General features: G+C 68.7%; 10 protein-coding genes. 6 read left to right on the forward strand and 4 right to left on the reverse strand.

What is annotated here, in order from left to right; translation table 11 throughout:
* Position 1: 1 nt before the first annotated feature.
* A complete protein-coding gene (locus ACFWF2_RS12680) occupies positions 2 to 1,627 on the reverse strand; it encodes a DUF2207 family protein (RefSeq protein WP_379307485.1) in 1,626 nt (541 codons plus the stop codon).
* A gap of 278 nt (positions 1,628 to 1,905) precedes the next feature.
* Between ACFWF2_RS12680 and ACFWF2_RS12685 the strand changes: the two genes are divergently transcribed.
* Positions 1,906 to 2,817, forward strand: a complete 912-nt coding sequence (locus ACFWF2_RS12685; RefSeq protein WP_379084406.1) for a neutral zinc metallopeptidase — start codon at positions 1,906 to 1,908, stop codon at positions 2,815 to 2,817.
* A 133-nt stretch (positions 2,818 to 2,950) separates the two neighbouring features.
* On the opposite strand, the gene ACFWF2_RS12690 is transcribed toward ACFWF2_RS12685, so the two are convergent.
* Positions 2,951 to 4,216: an ammonium transporter gene (locus tag ACFWF2_RS12690; protein WP_379307488.1), complete on the reverse strand. Its 1,266-nt coding sequence runs from the start codon at positions 4,214 to 4,216 to the stop codon at positions 2,951 to 2,953.
* A 77-nt stretch (positions 4,217 to 4,293) separates the two neighbouring features.
* Positions 4,294 to 5,118 carry a hypothetical protein gene (locus ACFWF2_RS12695; RefSeq protein ID WP_379307490.1) on the reverse strand — a complete coding sequence of 275 codons (825 nt, stop codon included), beginning with the start codon at positions 5,116 to 5,118 and terminating at the stop codon, positions 4,294 to 4,296.
* Positions 5,119 to 5,558: 440 nt separating this feature from the next.
* On the opposite strand from ACFWF2_RS12695, the gene ACFWF2_RS12700 reads away from it, so the two are divergent.
* The 3 genes from ACFWF2_RS12700 (at position 5,559) to ACFWF2_RS12710 (ending at position 12,053) form a co-directional block, all read left to right on the forward strand.
* A complete protein-coding gene (locus ACFWF2_RS12700; protein WP_379307492.1) occupies positions 5,559 to 8,453 on the forward strand; it encodes a DNA polymerase III subunit gamma and tau in 2,895 nt (964 codons plus the stop codon).
* Positions 8,454 to 8,642: 189 nt separating this feature from the next.
* Entirely contained in the window at positions 8,643 to 9,857 is a 1,215-nt protein-coding gene (locus ACFWF2_RS12705) for an acetyl-CoA C-acetyltransferase (RefSeq protein ID WP_379084394.1), read from the forward strand.
* A gap of 39 nt (positions 9,858 to 9,896) precedes the next feature.
* The gene (locus tag ACFWF2_RS12710) at positions 9,897 to 12,053 is read left to right on the forward strand and encodes a 3-hydroxyacyl-CoA dehydrogenase NAD-binding domain-containing protein (protein ID WP_379307494.1); all 2,157 of its coding nucleotides are present in this window, start codon (positions 9,897 to 9,899) and stop codon (positions 12,051 to 12,053) included.
* 73 nt (positions 12,054 to 12,126) lie between these two features.
* On the opposite strand, the gene ACFWF2_RS12715 is transcribed toward ACFWF2_RS12710, so the two are convergent.
* Entirely contained in the window at positions 12,127 to 13,491 is a 1,365-nt protein-coding gene (locus ACFWF2_RS12715) for a PLP-dependent aminotransferase family protein (protein ID WP_379307496.1), read from the reverse strand.
* Positions 13,492 to 13,601: 110 nt separating this feature from the next.
* Between ACFWF2_RS12715 and ACFWF2_RS12720 the strand changes: the two genes are divergently transcribed.
* Together ACFWF2_RS12720 and hydA are read left to right on the forward strand one after the other, a co-directional pair.
* Positions 13,602 to 14,450, forward strand: a complete 849-nt coding sequence (locus ACFWF2_RS12720; RefSeq protein ID WP_379307498.1) for a nitrilase-related carbon-nitrogen hydrolase — start codon at positions 13,602 to 13,604, stop codon at positions 14,448 to 14,450.
* Positions 14,451 to 14,466: 16 nt separating this feature from the next.
* On the forward strand, positions 14,467 to 15,888 hold the full coding sequence (hydA, locus tag ACFWF2_RS12725) for a dihydropyrimidinase (protein ID WP_379307500.1): 1,422 nt from the start codon (positions 14,467 to 14,469) through the stop codon (positions 15,886 to 15,888).
* Position 15,889 lies beyond the last annotated feature (1 nt).

Genomic DNA, 15,889 nt, shown 5'->3' on the forward strand with positions numbered 1-15,889 from the left:
CTCAGCGGGGGTTGAACGCACCTTCCAACGCTGTGATGAAGAACGGGAATTGGCCGGCGAAGCGGTGCAGGTTGCGGTCGCGGTCGTAGCCGGCGAACCAGTACAGGCCGGGCTGGGAGTCGGCCGACGGGTCCATGTCGCGGAAGGCGCGGATCCAGTTGTCGGCCCGGCCGCTGATCACCGTGTACGGCAGGGCGCGGGAGAAGACCGTTTCCTGATCGATCGGCGGGATCTGCTCGCGGGCAACGGCATCCAGCCCGCGCTGCATGGCCCTGACACGCCCGGCGACGGTGTCGCCGAGGGTTGTCCTGGTCGGCAGGTAGTTGGGCAGCAGGACCGCCGCGACACCGGCCAGGGCGATGGCGACGCCGACCAGCGCGTGCCCGGAGGTCAGCGCGAGGGTGACCGTGGCGATCACGCCGAGCGCGATCAGGGCGACGCCGATCCAGCGGGGGAGCGCGCGCTGCTTGGGGTCGGCGAAGGCGCCGGTGGCGACCGCGTCGGCGCGCATGGCGGCGCGGACCGGCTCGAGCTGCATGCGGCCGGGCGCGCGGAGTTCGCGGACGGCGACGGTGTCGGTGCCCTCGGGTAGCAGCATGTCGTAGACGACGCGCTCGTAGTCGCGCAGCTGGTCGTCGGGCGCGTTGACCCGGCTGATCCGCCAGTCGTCCTCGCCGCGGGCGTTCACCGGCGTGATCCACAGGTAGCGCCGGACGGCGAGATCGACGACGGTCGCGGCGATGTCGACCGGGTCGACGTGCTCGTCGAGCAGCAGTCCCGCCTCGCCGGGCAGCACGCCGTCGGGCGAGGTGAAGTCGACCCGGCCGCCCTGCTGGACAAGGGGTTCGAACGCGTCGCTGCCCGCGAGCGCCGCGGCGGCCCGCTTCCTGGCCAGCAGCACGTAGGCGATCATGCCCGCCAGGGCGAGCAGCAGCGCGCCGAAGGCGGCGAACACGGGCGCGGTGAAGGCGAAGAACCCGTTCGAATCGCCGCCGCGCACATCGGCGTTGGCCGGCACGGTGCCGGGCGGCAGCTGCAGAGTGAGATCGATCGCGTCGCCCTTACGCAGATCGCGCTGGCTCAGGTACAGCACGCCGTCGGGTTCGGTGTGCACATCGGCGCACGGCTTGGCATTGCCCGCCGGTCCGAGTTTGCAGTCGACGATGCCCATTTGATAGCTGGGGCTGATCACCGAGACATCGAGCGCGGCGATATCGGCGCCGACCACGCCGAGCCAGTGGAACACCTGGGTGCCAGGTACGTCGGAGACGGTGTTGTGCACCGAGTAGGTGAACTTGGATTCACCCGGCTTCGCTTCGACGACGAACTGATCGTCGACCGTGGTCGCGGTGCCGGCGCCGCTCGCGGTGACGTCGGTGACCTTGAAAACGCGTTCGACGTCGTCACCGACCTTGAGGCGCAAGGGAAGTGCCATCGTGAAATTTCCGTCGGCGGGCACACCGACCGTCTCGGTGACCTCGAGCACACCGGCTTCGGTCAGCGTGAGGTCGGCGGTGATCGTGACGCCGATCGGCGCGGGCTCCGTGTTGGCTACCGGCAGGGCCGCGAGTACACCCGCCGCGGCGAGCAGCAGCGCGCCTGCGGCGCCCCCCCGAAAAGTCAGCATGGCTGCTTACTCTAGACAGCTTGCTATCCTGCGTCAGCGGCTGTCGGCGACGAACTAGACGAGGGGGTACGGGGGACGTGACCCAACCACCGTACGGTTATGGCCCGGTCGGCCCAGGTGGACGACCTGTTCCGCCGCCCCCTGGCTATGGCCAGCCGCCGGGCTATCGACCACAGCCCGGCTACGGCCCGCCCGGTTATCAACAGCCCCAGGGTTATCCACAGGGTTATGGACCGCGGCAGGGCTACGGTCCGCCGTCGGGCTACCGTCCGCCGCCGATGCCCTACGGCCCGCCCGGCCGCCCGACCCCGCCGCCGCGTAAGCGCCGCGGCGGCCTGACCTCGCTGTTCCTCGTGATCGTCTTCCTGGTGGTCGGCGGCCTGGTGAAGTTCGCCGTCAACACCGGAATCGACGTCGGGATCGGCGCGATCGGCCCGAAGCCGAGCACCACCTACGAGCCGCAGCCCGGCACCGCACCGGCGGCGACCAGCGACAACCCGTTGCTCACCGACGCCGACGGCACCCTGGTTCCGGCGTCCTGCGACTACGCGCCGTGGAGCACCCAGGTCGACAAGGCGCGCGCGTTCTTCGAATCGGCTGCCCGCTGCCTGGAATCGGCGTGGAAACCGCTGCTGGCCGAGAACAATCTGCCGTTCGAGTCGCCGACGCTGAGCGTCACCGCGACCACCGCGGGCATCACCACCCCGTGCACCGGCTCGACGAGCAACTTCGCCGCCTTCTACTGCGCCGCGAACAAGACCATCTACATGCCGATCAGCCAGCTGCAGACCGACCAGTTCCGCGACAACTGGGTCGTGTACCTGTCGGTGTTCGCGCACGAGTACGGCCACCACGTGCAGGCCCAGTCGGGCATCCTGCGCAAGGCCAACAGCGAACGCGTCGACGCGGGCGCCCGCTCACCCAAGGGCCTCGAGCTCTCGCGCCGAGTCGAGTTGCAGGCCAACTGCTTCGACGGCATGTTCATCGCCTCGTCGAAGGGCGGCGGTTCGCTGTCGGCCGCGCAGGTCACCGTCGCCACCAAGGATTCCTACGGCCGCGGTGACGGGCCGGGTGACATGCGCGATCACGGCACCTCCGAGCACGGTGGTCAGTGGTTCGAGGCAGGCCTCGACCAGAATCTCACCCCCAAATGCAACACCTTCACGGCCGGCGCAAGCGAAGTGAGCTGACGAGTCCCGCGATATTTCCCGAGCACATGGGTAACTCGCCGGGCACGGGCTGACTCACCCCGCGCTGGACAGTCGGCCGCCGACGTTGCTGGTGTGGATGCGCGAGTCTGGCCTGAGTACGCGGAGAGGCGGATCAGCCCTCGCCGAACCGGCGGGGGGAACTGCCGTGCACGCCTTCGGCATACGCGGTCTCGGCGTGCAGGGCGAAGTCGATGCCCGCGGTTTCGTCTTCCTTGCTGACCCGGAAGCCGATGACCTTGTCGATGCCCTTGCCGATCACGAACGACACCGCGAACGCGTACGCCGCGACCACAAGGACCGCGACGAGCTGCTTGCCGAGCTGGGTGAAGCCGCCGCCGTAGAGCAGGCCGTTCACACCGCCGGTCATCACCTCGGTGGCGAGCAGGCCGATCAGGATCGTGCCGACGATGCCGCCGACGAAGTGCACGCCGACCACGTCGAGCGAATCGTCATAGCCTGCCTTGTGTTTCCAGCCGACCGCGAACGAACATACGATGCCGGCGGCCAGGCCGACGATCACCGCACCGAGGGTGTTGACCACGCCGCAGGACGGGGTGATCGCGACCAGACCGGCGACCGCGCCGGAGGCCGCGCCGAAGGTGGTCGGCCTGCCGTCGCGGATCTGTTCGACGATCAGCCAGCCGAGCATGCCGAGGCTGCCCGCAACGAGGGTGTTGAGGAAGACCGCGGCCGCGGTGCCGGTGGCGCCGAGTGCCGAACCGGCGTTGAAACCGAACCAGCCGAACCACAGCAGACCGGCGCCGAGCAGCACGAACGGCAGATTGTGCGGGCGCATCGCGTCGATGTTGAAGCCGATGCGCGGGCCGAGCACCAGGGCAAGTGCCAGGGCCGAAGCGCCGGAGGCGATCTCCACCACCAGGCCGCCCGCGTAATCGAGCGCGCCGAAATCGAACAGCCAGCCGTCGGGTCCCCACACCCAGTGCGCGATCGGCGCGTACACCGCCAGCGTCCACAGCGGAACGAAGACCATCCAGCCCGCGAACTTGGCGCGGTCGGCGATCGCGCCGGAGACCAGGGCGGCGGTGAGGATCGCGAAGGTCAGCTGGAAGGTGACGAACAGCAGTTCCGGGATCGTGCCGCGCACGGAGCCGGGATTGATTCCGGCCAGGCCCGCGTGCTCGAGGTTGCCGATGAGGCCGCCGCCCGCATCGTCACCGAAGGCCAGGCTGTACCCGGCGACCAGCCACACGACGGTGACCAGCGGGATCGCGATGAAGCTCATCATCAGCATGTTCAGCACGCCGGTGGAGCGCACCATCCCGCCGTAGAAAACGGCCAGCGCCGGCGTCATCAACAGCACCATGGCGGTAGCCGCGAGTAGCCAGGCGGTGGCCGCGGGATCGATCGTTGCGGGCACGGTAACTCCTTCCACGCGTGATTGCGTTGCGTGGAAATTACCGAATGCTCACCGCGTGCGCTGGTGTCGGCCGGGTTCTAGCTCCGGTTCTCCTTCGCCAGTGCCCTCGTGCCGCGCTTACCGGGAACGGGCTGGTCATCGCCGTCGGCGAGCCATTCGGCGGTGATCAGCCAGCGCCGCTGGGCGTGCGCGTCGGCCACGTCGAAGAAGACCCGCCTGCCGCGGTCGTCGCGCAAATCACGGGCGAGCGCGGCCCAGCTCGGTGGCCTGCCTCGCTCGGCGGTGTGCTCGACGACGAAACCCGCGACCAGCTTCCCGATCATGTTGACCGGTTTCTGCGACACCCGATTGCCGTACTTGGTCGTGTGCCAGCGGCGGGCCGGGCACAGCGAACCGGGACTCGCGTTGGAGGCGATCCAGCCCGCGCGCTGCGCCCGCTCGATCAGCCACAGATGCTTGACCGCCGACGGCGCGATCTCGCCGACCCGCTCGGCGATGAGCTCGGTGACCTCGGCGTCGGCGAGGATGTCGCGCCTGGTCGGGCCGATATCGTGCGCGGACCAGTGCGCGGCGGCGAGTCTGGCCAGGATGCGGCCGAACTCGTCGATGCTGCGCTGCGCGCGCCTGCCGAGGCGTTCGATCCGCTCGGCCTCGCGGCGCATCTCGTTCTGCGCGGTGAGGGTGCGGATCGCCGCCATCGTCGGCACCTGCCCGCGTTCGAGCAGTTGCAGGATGGCCGCGGCGGTCGCCGGGTCCGCCGCGGCGGCGACGGGCAGCGAATCGCGCTTTATGTCGAAGTCCTGGGGGCTGATCGCCCTGCTCAGCAGGCCGACAGCGGCGTGGTCGCCCGCGAAGTCGGTGTGGGCGAGCCAGGCGGTTGCGATGTCATCACACGACAGCACGGTGAAACGTTCCTCCGGTCGGCGGTGGGGGAGCGATACGGTGCGCGAAGGTTGTGCCCCGGCCGGGATGAGGGACCGGCCGGGGCCACCAACCTGATGAAGGTTTGGCCACCGAAGTTGCCGAGGTCCACGGTAGCCAGCGGCTTGCGCTGGTGTCACGACCATTGATTGTTTCGTTACATCCAGAAAGTCCTGGTCAATCGGGGATGGAGTACGCATTCTCGTCGTAACCAGGATCGATCGCCGATCCAGGCTGGATTCGCCGCGTGGCGGGCAGTCGATTGCTTAGCTGTTGCGCCCGGCCGACCGGGTTTGCCCGCCTTGTCCAAACCTGTACTTGAACTGTGATTTGTGTCACAGTTTCGCGACGAGTTCCGGGAGACGTGGCGACGCGTCGGCCGCTCATCCGCCTGTCGGTGGGCGGCGGTAGCCTGTGGGCCGTGGCTCTGTACCGGAAGTATCGACCGGCGACGTTCGCTGAGGTAGTGGGTCAGGAGCATGTCACCGACCCGCTGAGTACGGCGCTGGATACCGGACGGATCAGCCATGCGTATCTGTTCTCCGGTCCGCGCGGCTGCGGTAAGACCTCCTCCGCGCGTATCCTCGCGCGCTCGCTCAACTGTGTCGAGGGCCCGACCTCGACGCCGTGCGGGGTCTGCGCCTCCTGCGTGGCGCTCGGCCCCGGCGGTGCGGGCAATCTCGACGTCATCGAGCTCGACGCGGCCAGCCACGGTGGCGTCGACGACACCCGTGAGCTGCGCGATCGCGCGTTCTACGCGCCCGCCGAGTCGCGCTATCGCGTGTTCATCGTCGACGAGGCGCACATGGTCACCACGGCCGGCTTCAACGCGCTGCTCAAGATCGTCGAGGAGCCGCCCGCCCACCTGATCTTCATCTTCGCCACCACCGAGCCGGACAAGGTGCTCCCGACCATTCGTTCGCGCACCCACCACTATCCGTTCCGGCTGCTGCCGCCGGCCACCATGCGCGGCCTGCTCGGCAAGATCTGCGAGCAGGAGCACGTGCCGGTGGAGGAGGCGGTGTATCCGCTGGTCATCCGGGCCGGTGGGGGGTCGCCGCGAGACAGCCTGAGCGTGCTCGACCAGCTGCTCGCCGGTGCCGGGCCCGATGGTGTCACCTACCCGCGCGCGGTCTCGCTGCTCGGCGTCACCGACGTGGCATTGATCGACGACGCGATCGACGCGCTGGCCGCCGACGACGGCGCCGCGCTGTTCCGCACGATCGACAGCGTCATGGAAGCAGGCCACGACCCGCGCCGCTTCGCCGTCGACCTGCTCGAGCGCCTGCGCGACCTGATCCTGCTGCGCGCGGTCCCCGACGCCGTCGAGCGCGGCCTGGTCTCCGGCCCCGGCGACGTCCTTGACCGCATGCGCGAGCAGGCCGAACGCCTCGGCCCCGCCACCCTCACCCGCTACGCCGAACTTCTGCACGAGGGCCTCGGCGAAATGCGCGGCGCGACAGCCCCCCGCCTCCTGCTCGAGGTCATCTGCGCCCGCATGCTCCTGCCCTCGGTCTCCGACACCGAGTCCGCGACGTTGCAGCGCCTGGAACGCCTGGAGCGCGGATTCGCGGGCGGTGCCATCCCCGCCGCTCCCGCGCGCCCCGGCCCCGCCGCCGGTGCACCGCCCGCCGAGCGTGCGTCCGCACCGGCTGAGCGTCCGGTCGCACCCGCCGCAGGTGGGGAGACTCGCCGCCGCGGCGCGGAACTTCTCGCTGCTGCCCGCGCCGAAAAGGAAGCGGCCGCAGGCGGACCGGGATCGCCCGCGCCGACCCGTCAACAACCTGCGGCTGTGGCAGGCACCCCCGCTGCCGCAGTCGAGCCTGCTGCGCAGGCTCCGGCGACCCCGCCTGCGCAGCAGAACGTGCCGCCCGCGCAGCAGAACGTGCTGGGTTCGCAGCAGGGCGCGCCGTTCGCGCAGCCGAACCAGCCGGGTGCCCAGCAGAACCTGCCGGGTTCGCAGCAGGGCTCGTCTGTCGAGCAGCAGGGCCCGCCTGTCGGGCAGCAGAGCTCGGCTGCCACGCAGCAGAATCCGCCGGGCGCGCAACAGAATCCGCCGACGGCTCAGCCCGTGCGCGGGACTGCCGCACAGCCTGTCGACGGCGTGGCGTCGGAAAACTCTGTCTCTCAGGCATCTTCGGCAGAAGCCGGAGTCGGAGTCGGTCCTGCGGGTGACACGGGGTCGTCTGCCGGGCGGTCGATCGACATCCAGGAGCAGCTGGCCGATGCCGCCGCCCCGGCTAGCCCGGACGCCGGGTCGGCGACAGGCGACACGGCCGTGCCCGCGTCGCGAGTTGCCGATCTGGGCACCCAGCCATCTGGCGAAACGTACGCCGATGGCTCGGAAAACCCAGCACTGCAAGTTGATTCGCCCCCGCAGGCTCCGTCTCCATCCGCTGGCCGACCGGCGCCCGCCGCCACGCAGGCACCCGCGGCTCCCCAGGGAGCTGCCGGCTCGCAGGCGGTCGGGGCCACGGCGGCTTCGGAAGCGGCTGCCACTTCGCAGGCGGCTTCGGCTTCGCAGGCAGCTGCAGCTTCGGGGATGGCAGGGGCTTCCCAGGTAGCTTCGGCCTCGCAGGTGGCAGGAGCCCCGCAGGCACCCGCCGCCCAGCAGGCGGCTGTGACCCCGCAGGCGCCCGCCGCCCCGGTGGAAGATCTCGTCGCGCTGGTCGACGGGGCGTGGGCGGAGATCAAGGGGAAGGTGCGGGAGTTCGGGCCGACGTTGCAGGCTCTGTTGTCGGGGGCGGCGGTGTCGCGGGCCGAGGGTGATGTGATCGTGTTCGCGCATCAGAGTCCGCCGTTGGCGCAGCGGTTGTCCGATCCGCGCAATATCGAGGCGGTGCGGTCGGCGGTGCGCGCGGTGCTCGGGCGCGAGCTGGATGTGCGCTGGGAGACGGGGGCGCCCGCGCCGCGTCCGGCGGCGAAGGTGGCGAGCGCGCCGGCGCGGGGTGAGGCCAAGCCGGCCGGGCGGCCGAAGTTCTCCCGGCCGAGTCAGGCCAACGGGAATCAGGCGGGTGCGTCGGGGCAGGCCAAGCCGGTGTCCGACGACGACATCCCGCCGCCCGACTTCCCCGATCTACCCGACGACCCGGGTCCGGAGGAGGGGTACGGGTCGGATTCGGGCCGGTCCGGTGGTGATTCCGGGCGCGGTGGCAGGCCGGGTGACGCGGTGCTGGCGCCGCCGACGCCGGAAGAGGAGCAGGAGATGCTGGCCGCCGCGGCGGTGCCGGTGGCGCCCGGTGATCGGCAGGACCCGGACGAGGTCGCTCTGGCGTTGCTGCGCAACGAGCTCGGAGCGAAGAGTCTGGATGGTTGACAGCCACCCGCCGGACCACGTTAAGTTAACCGGAGTTCGCACACCACGGTAGTATGAACGGGTGGCCGGGAACGCCGGATGGGCATGGTTCTATGCTCCGCTGGTGCTTGCCGGGATTTGTACGGCGTCAGGACGGATGGTCGTGGCGTTCGTGCGGCCACCGCACCCCAAGGAAGGAAACACTCCGATATGACCACAGAGGCCTACATCTACGAGGCCATCCGCACTCCGCGCGGCCGCGGCAAGAAGAACGGCTCGCTGCACTCGGTCAAGCCGATCGATCTGACTGTTGGTCTGATCCAGGAGCTGCGTGGCCGCTTCCCCAACCTCGACGAGGACCAGATCTCGGACCTCATCCTCGGTGTCGTCACCCCCGTCGGTGACCAGGGCATGGACATCGCCCGCACCGCGGTCACCATCGCGGGTCTGCCCGACACCGTCGGTGGCTTCCAGCTCAACCGCTTCTGTGCCTCCGGCCTCGAGGCTGTGAACCTGGCTGCGCAGAAGGTTCGCTCCGGCTTCGACGACCTCGTCATCGCCGGTGGCGTCGAGTCGATGTCGCGCGTGCCGATGGGCTCCGACGGCGGCCCCTGGGCGCTGGACCCGGCCACCAACTACGACGGCTACTTCGTGCCGCAGGGCATCTCGGCCGACCTGATCGCCACCATCGAGGGCTTCTCCCGCGATGACGTCGACGCCTACGCCGTGCGCTCGCAGGAGCTGGCCGCCGCGGCGACCACCGGCGGCTACTTCGCCAAGTCGATCGTTCCGGTCAAGGACCAGAACGGCCTCGTCGTGCTCGACAACGACGAGCACATGCGTCCCGGCACCACCGCCGCCGACCTGGGCAAGCTGAACCCCTCCTTCGCCGGCATCGGTGAGATGGGTGGCTTCGACGCCGTCGCGCTGCAGAAGTTCACCTACATCGAGAAGATCAACCACGTCCACCACGGTGGCAACAGCTCGGGCATCGTCGACGGCGCCGCCCTGCTGCTGATCGGCAACGAGGAGGCAGGCAAGGCCTCGGGTCTGACCCCGCGCGCCCGCGTCGTCGCGACCGCCACCTCCGGCGCCGACTCCACCATCATGCTGACCGGCCCGACCCCGGCCGCGAAGAAGGCACTGGCCAAGGCCGGCCTGACGATCGAGGACATGGACCTCGTCGAGATCAACGAGGCGTTCGCCTCCGTGGTGCTGAAGTTCCAGAAGGACCTCAACGTCCCGGACGAGAAGCTGAACGTCAACGGCGGCGCGATCGCGATGGGCCACCCGCTGGGTGCCACCGGCGCGATGATCACCGGCACGGTGCTCGACGAGCTGGAGCGTCGCAACGCGCGCTACGGCCTGATCACCCTGTGCATCGGCGGCGGCATGGGCGTCGCCACCATCATCGAGCGCGTCTGATTCCCGGCCGAAACTTCTCATAGGAGAGAACGAAAAACTATGACTGACAACATCATCGGCTGGGAGAAGGACGCCGACGGCGTGGTCGTCCTCACCATCGACGACCCCAGCCAGGGCGCCAACACCATGAACGACGCGTACATCACCTCGATGGCCGCGACCGTCGACCGCCTCGAGGCGGAGAAGGACGACATCACCGGTGTCGTCATCACCTCCGGCAAGAAGACCTTCTTCGCCGGCGGCGACCTGAAGAACATGATGCAGGTCGGCCCGGACAACGCGGCCGAGGTCGTGGCGATGCTCGACGGCGTCAAGGCCCCGCTGCGCCGCCTGGAGCAGCTCGGCAAGCCGGTCGTCGCCGCCATCAACGGCGCCGCCCTCGGCGGTGGCCTGGAGATCGCGCTGGCGACCCACTACCGCGTCGCGGCCGACGTCAAGGGTTCGGCCATCGGCCTGCCCGAGGTCTCCCTCGGCCTGCTGCCCGGTGGCGGCGGCGTGACCCGCGTCGTGCGCATGATCGGCCTGCAGAACGCGCTGATGCAGGTGCTGCTGCAGGGCCAGCGTCACCGCGTCACCAAGGCCAAGGAAATCGGCCTGATCGACGAGGTCGTTTCCTCCGTCGAGGAGCTGCTGCCCGCCGCCAAGGCGTGGATCGCGGCCAACCCCGAGGCTGCGCAGCCGTGGGACAAGAAGGGCTACCGGATCCCCGGCGGCACCCCGTCCACCCCGGCCTTCGCGGCGAACCTGCCCGCGTTCCCGGCCAACCTGCGCAAGCAGATCAAGGGCACCAACATGCCCGCCCCGCGCGCCATCATGGCCGCGGCGGTCGAGGGCGCGCAGGTCGACATCGACAACGCGCTGACCATCGAGGGTCGCTACTTCACGCACCTGCTGACCGGCCCGGTCGCGAAGAACATGATCCAGGCGTTCTTCTTCGACCTGAACCACATCAACGGTGGCGGCTCGCGTCCGTCCGTCGCGGATGTGCCCAAGCGTGAGATCAAGAAGATCGGTGTCATCGGCGCCGGCATGATGGGCGCCGGCATCGCCTACGTCTCGGCCAAGGCCGGCTACGAGGTCGTCCTCAAGGACGTCAAGATCGAGGCCGCCGTCAAGGGCAAGGGCTACGCGGAGGCCATCGAGGCCAAGGCGCTCTCGCGTGGCAAGACCACCCAGGAGAAGTCCGACGCGCTGCTGGCTCGCATCACCCCGACCGCGGACGCCGCCGACTTCAAGGGCGTCGACTTCGTGATCGAGGCCGTGTTCGAGAACCCCGAGCTCAAGAACAAGGTCTTCCAGGAGATCGAGGACATCGTCGACGCCGATGCCCTGCTCGGCTCGAACACCTCGACCCTGCCGATCACCCTGCTCTCGGAGGGCGTCAAGCGCTCCGAGGACTTCATCGGTATCCACTTCTTCTCCCCCGTGGACAAGATGCCGCTGGTGGAGATCATCAAGGGCAAGAACACCTCCGACGAGGCGCTGGCCCGGGTGTACGACTACACCCTCGCCATCAAGAAGACCCCGATCGTCGTCAACGACAGCCGTGGCTTCTTCACCTCGCGCGTGATCGGCACCTTCATCAACGAGGCCATCTCCATGGTCGCCGAGGGTGTCGACCCGGCCACCATCGAGCAGGCGGGCCTGCAGGCCGGCTACCCGGCCGCGCCGCTGAAGCTGTCGGACGAGCTGAACTTCACCACCATGCAGAAGATCTACAAGGAGACCTCCGAGGCCATCCTTGCTGCCGGTGGCGAGCTCAACGCCGCGTCCGCGAAGACCGCCGAGGTCATCAACAAGATGGTCGACGAGCAGGGCCGCACCGGCAAGCTGGGTGGCGCTGGCTTCTACGACTACGTCGACGGCAAGGCCACGGGCCTGTGGGACGAGCTGCGCTCGATCTACAACTCGCAGCGTGAGCTCCCGGAGGGTGTCACCTTCCAGGACCTCAAGGACCGCATGATGTTCGCCGAGGCCATCGAGACCCAGAAGTGCTTCGACGAAGGCGTGCTCACCAGCACCGCCGACGCGAACATCGGCTCGATCTTCGGCATCGGCTTCCCGGCCTGGTCGGGCGGCTCGCACCAGTTCATCGTGGGCTACCCCGGTGGCCAGGAGGCCTTCGTGGCCCGCGCCGACGAGCTGGCGAAGAAGTTCGGCTCGCGCTTCGAGGTCCCGGCCTCCCTGCGCAAGTAAGTCGGTAGTTCCCGGTTTCGGCCGGTAAGGAAGCCCGTCACCGGATTCGGTGGCGGGCTTCCGTCGTTCGCGCTCAGTGTGTGCTGTCGCCGAGCGAGAAGTACTCGGCCTGGCGGGGGCGCGCGGCCATGGCGAGGACGGCGGCCACCTCGTCGACGGCGTCGGTCAGCGGTGCGATGGTGACACGCACCGCCTCGGGGTGTCCGCGATCGGCGGCGAAGAACGGTCCGCCCGGTGCGACCCGAATGCCGTTGGCCGCCAGGTGGACCAGGGCGCTGCGCTCGTCGGCGACGGGTAGCCACGCGTTGAGGCCCTGGCCGTCCGCGACCCGCACACCGTGGGCGCCGAGCGCGGTGACCAGGGCCCGGCGCCGGGCCTGGTACTGGTCGCGAGCGAATTCGACGGTGCGGGTGACGGTCTCGTCGCGCAGCATCTCGTGCAGGAGTCGCTGCAGGATGCGCGGTGTCCAGCCGGGGCCGAGTACCCGGGTGGCGACGATCCGGTCGATGACCTCCGCCGGGCCCGACAGTGCCGCGATCCGCAGATCCGGCCCGTGCGATTTGGAGTAGCTGCGCACGTGCAGCACCTGGTCGGGCAGCCAGCGCCCGAGACTGACATCGGGAGCGGGCACCACCGGACCTGAGTGGTCGTCCTCGATGACCATGCACCGGTGTTCGCCGCGACGCAGGATGTCGGCCAGTTCCGCGGCGCGGTCGGCGCTCATCGACGCGCCGGTCGGGTTCTGCGCACGCGGTTGCAGGACTGCCGCGGTGGCCCCGGTAGCCAGTGCGCGGGCGAATTCGGTGGGTAGCAGCCCCTGTTCGTCCATGCCGACCGGGACGGTCTCGGCGCCGATGGAGTCGAGGTAGTCGAGGATGTACGGGAAGGTGGGGTCCTCCACGATCACCCGGTCGCCGAAGCGGACGACCGCCTGCAGACTGCGGGCGACGGCGTCCATGGCCCCGTCGACCACGGTGAGCGCTCCGGACTTGGTCGGCCAGTCGGCCTGCAGTAGCCGGCCGAGCTCCGGTACCACCGGCGCCTGGTGGTAGTCGGTGGTCTCGGCACCGGTGGCCAGCCGGGACAGGATCGTGCCGATCTCGGGGAGCAGCAGCGGGTCGGGGGTGCCCAGCGAGAGGTCGAGCCGCGCCGAGGTGGCGCCCTTGGTCATACCGTCGGTGCGGGAGGTGGGCCGTGGGCGGTGTCCGCCCTCGGCGACGAAGGTGCCGCTGCGCCCCCGGGAAACGACGAGCCCGGCCTGGGCCAGTGCCCGCCAGCCGTGGCTGACGGTCGCCGGACTCACGCCCAGACGGCTTGACAGCTCCCGCACCGTCGGCAGCCGATCACCCGGACGCAGCTCTCCGCTGGTGATCAGGCGGGCGATGGCCCCGGCGATCCCGGCGGGCGTCGGGTCATCGATCTGAATCCGGTCGTTCATTTCCACTTCTCGATCTCGATGCGAGATTTACACTTCCGGCACTGACTGAAATATTCAGGAAATGTTTACCGTCGAAGATAACATAACCAACTTCGGTAGGAGATCGACAGGTGACGACAATCAAGGCAGCCATCACCCAGGCCACGTGGACCGGCGACAAGAAGTCGATGCTCACCAAGCACGAGGGCTTCGTCGAGGAGGCCGCGGCCGCTGGAGTGCAGGTCATCTGCTTCCAGGAACTGTTCTACGGGCCGTATTTCGGCAATGTGCAGAACAAGAAGTACTACGAATACGCCGAATCGGTGCCTGGCCCGACCACGGAGCGGTTCGCCGAACTGGCGCGGGCGCATCAGATGGTGATCGTGCTCCCGGTGTACGAGGAAGAGCAGCCAGGGGTGCTGTACAACACCGCGGCGGTGATCGATGCCGACGGCAGCTACCTGGGCAAATACCGCAAGCACCACATTCCGAACCTGCCGGGTTTCTGGGAGAAGTTCTACTTTCGCCCCGGCAATCTCGGCTATCCGGTGTTCGACACCGCGGTCGGCAAGATCGGCGTCTACATCTGCTACGACCGCCATTTCCCGGAGGGCTGGCGCGCCTTCGGACTCGGCGGCGCCGAACTGGTGTTCAACCCCTCTGCCACCAAACCAGGTCTGTCGAACCGGCTCTGGGAACTCGAACAGCCGGCCGCCGCCGCGGCGAACCAGTACTTCGTCGCCGCGAACAACCGGATCGGCACCGAGACAGCCGAATTCGGCGACGACGCGGTGACCTTCTACGGCAGTTCGTATTTCGTCGATCCACGCGGCAACTTCGTCGGCGACATCGCCTCCACCGGCACCGACGAGCTGGTAATCCGCGACATCGACCTGGATGTGGTGCGCGAAGTGCGCGGAGACTGGCAGTTCTACCGCGACCGCCGCCCCGATTCCTACGACGCCATCGTGGCGCCCTGAGTACGGGAGGGTAAGCATGGCAACGACTTTGATCACCGGCGGAACCGTCGTCTCCGCCACCGGGCGTGGCGCGGCCGACGTGCTGGTCGACGGTGAACGCATCGTCGCGCTGCTCGAACCCGGCAGCACCGTGCTCGGCGCGAACCTCGCCGAGACCGTCGACACGGTCGTCGACGCCAGCGGCAAGTACGTCATCCCCGGCGGTATCGACGCGCACACGCACATGTCGATGCCGTTCGGCGGCACCACAGCCGCGGACGACTTCGAGACCGGCACCAGGGCCGCCGCCTGGGGCGGCACCACCATGATCATCGACTTCGCGGTGCAGAAGTTCGGTGAGCGGGTGCCGGAGAGCCTGCAGACCTGGCACGAGATGGCCGCCGGGCAGTGCGCCGTCGACTACTCGTTCCACCAGATCATCGGCGAGGTGAACAAGGAGTCGCTGGCGGAGCTGCGGCGTCTGCCCGACGAGGGCATCACCAGCTACAAGCTGTTCATGGCCTATCCCGGCGTGTTCTACAGCGACGACGCGCAGATCCTGCGGGCCATGCAGACCGGCGCCGACACCGGGCTGCTCACCATGATGCACGCCGAGAACGGTCCGGCCATCGACGTGCTCGTCGAACAGCTGCTCGCCCAGGGCAAGACCGATCCGTACTACCACGGAGTGGCCAGGGCCTGGCAGCTGGAGGAGGAGGCCACGCACCGCGCGATCATGCTCGCCGACCTCACCGGCGCGCCGCTGTACGTGGTGCACGTCTCGGCGAAACAGGCGGTGGCGCAGCTGGCCGCGGCCCGCGATCGTGGCCGCAACGTCTTCGGCGAGACCTGTCCGCAGTATCTGTATCTCTCGCTGGAGGACAACCTCGGCGCGCCGGGCTTCGAGGGCGCGAAATGGGTGTGCTCGACGCCGCTGCGCTCGCGGGAGGAGGACCACCAGAACCAGGTGTGGCAGGCGTTGCGCACCAACGACCTGCAGATGGTGTCCACCGATCACTGCCCGTTCTGCATGAAGGGACAGAAGGACATGGGAATCGGTGATTTCTCCAAGATTCCCAACGGGATCGGCTCGGTGGAGCACCGGATGGACCTGATGTATCAGGGCGTGGTGGAGGGCCGGATCACCCTGGAGCGCTGGGTCGAGATCACCTCGACCACCCCGGCCCGGATGTTCGGCCTCTACGGCCGCAAGGGCGTTCTCGCCCCCGGCGCCGATGCCGACATCGTGGTCTACGACCCGAACGGCCACACCTCCATCGGGATGGGCAAGACCCACCACATGAACATGGACCACTCGGCCTGGGAGGGCTACGAGATCGACGGTCACGTCGACGTGGTGCTCTCCCGCGGCAAGGTCCTGGTGGCCGACGGCGAATATCGGGGCCGCAAGGGCGACGGGAAGTTCGTGCGCCGTGACCCGTGTCAGTACCTGATCTGAG

This window comes from Nocardia sp. NPDC060259 (assembly GCF_042728775.1).
Taxonomy (GTDB): Bacteria; Actinomycetota; Actinomycetes; order Mycobacteriales; family Mycobacteriaceae; genus Nocardia.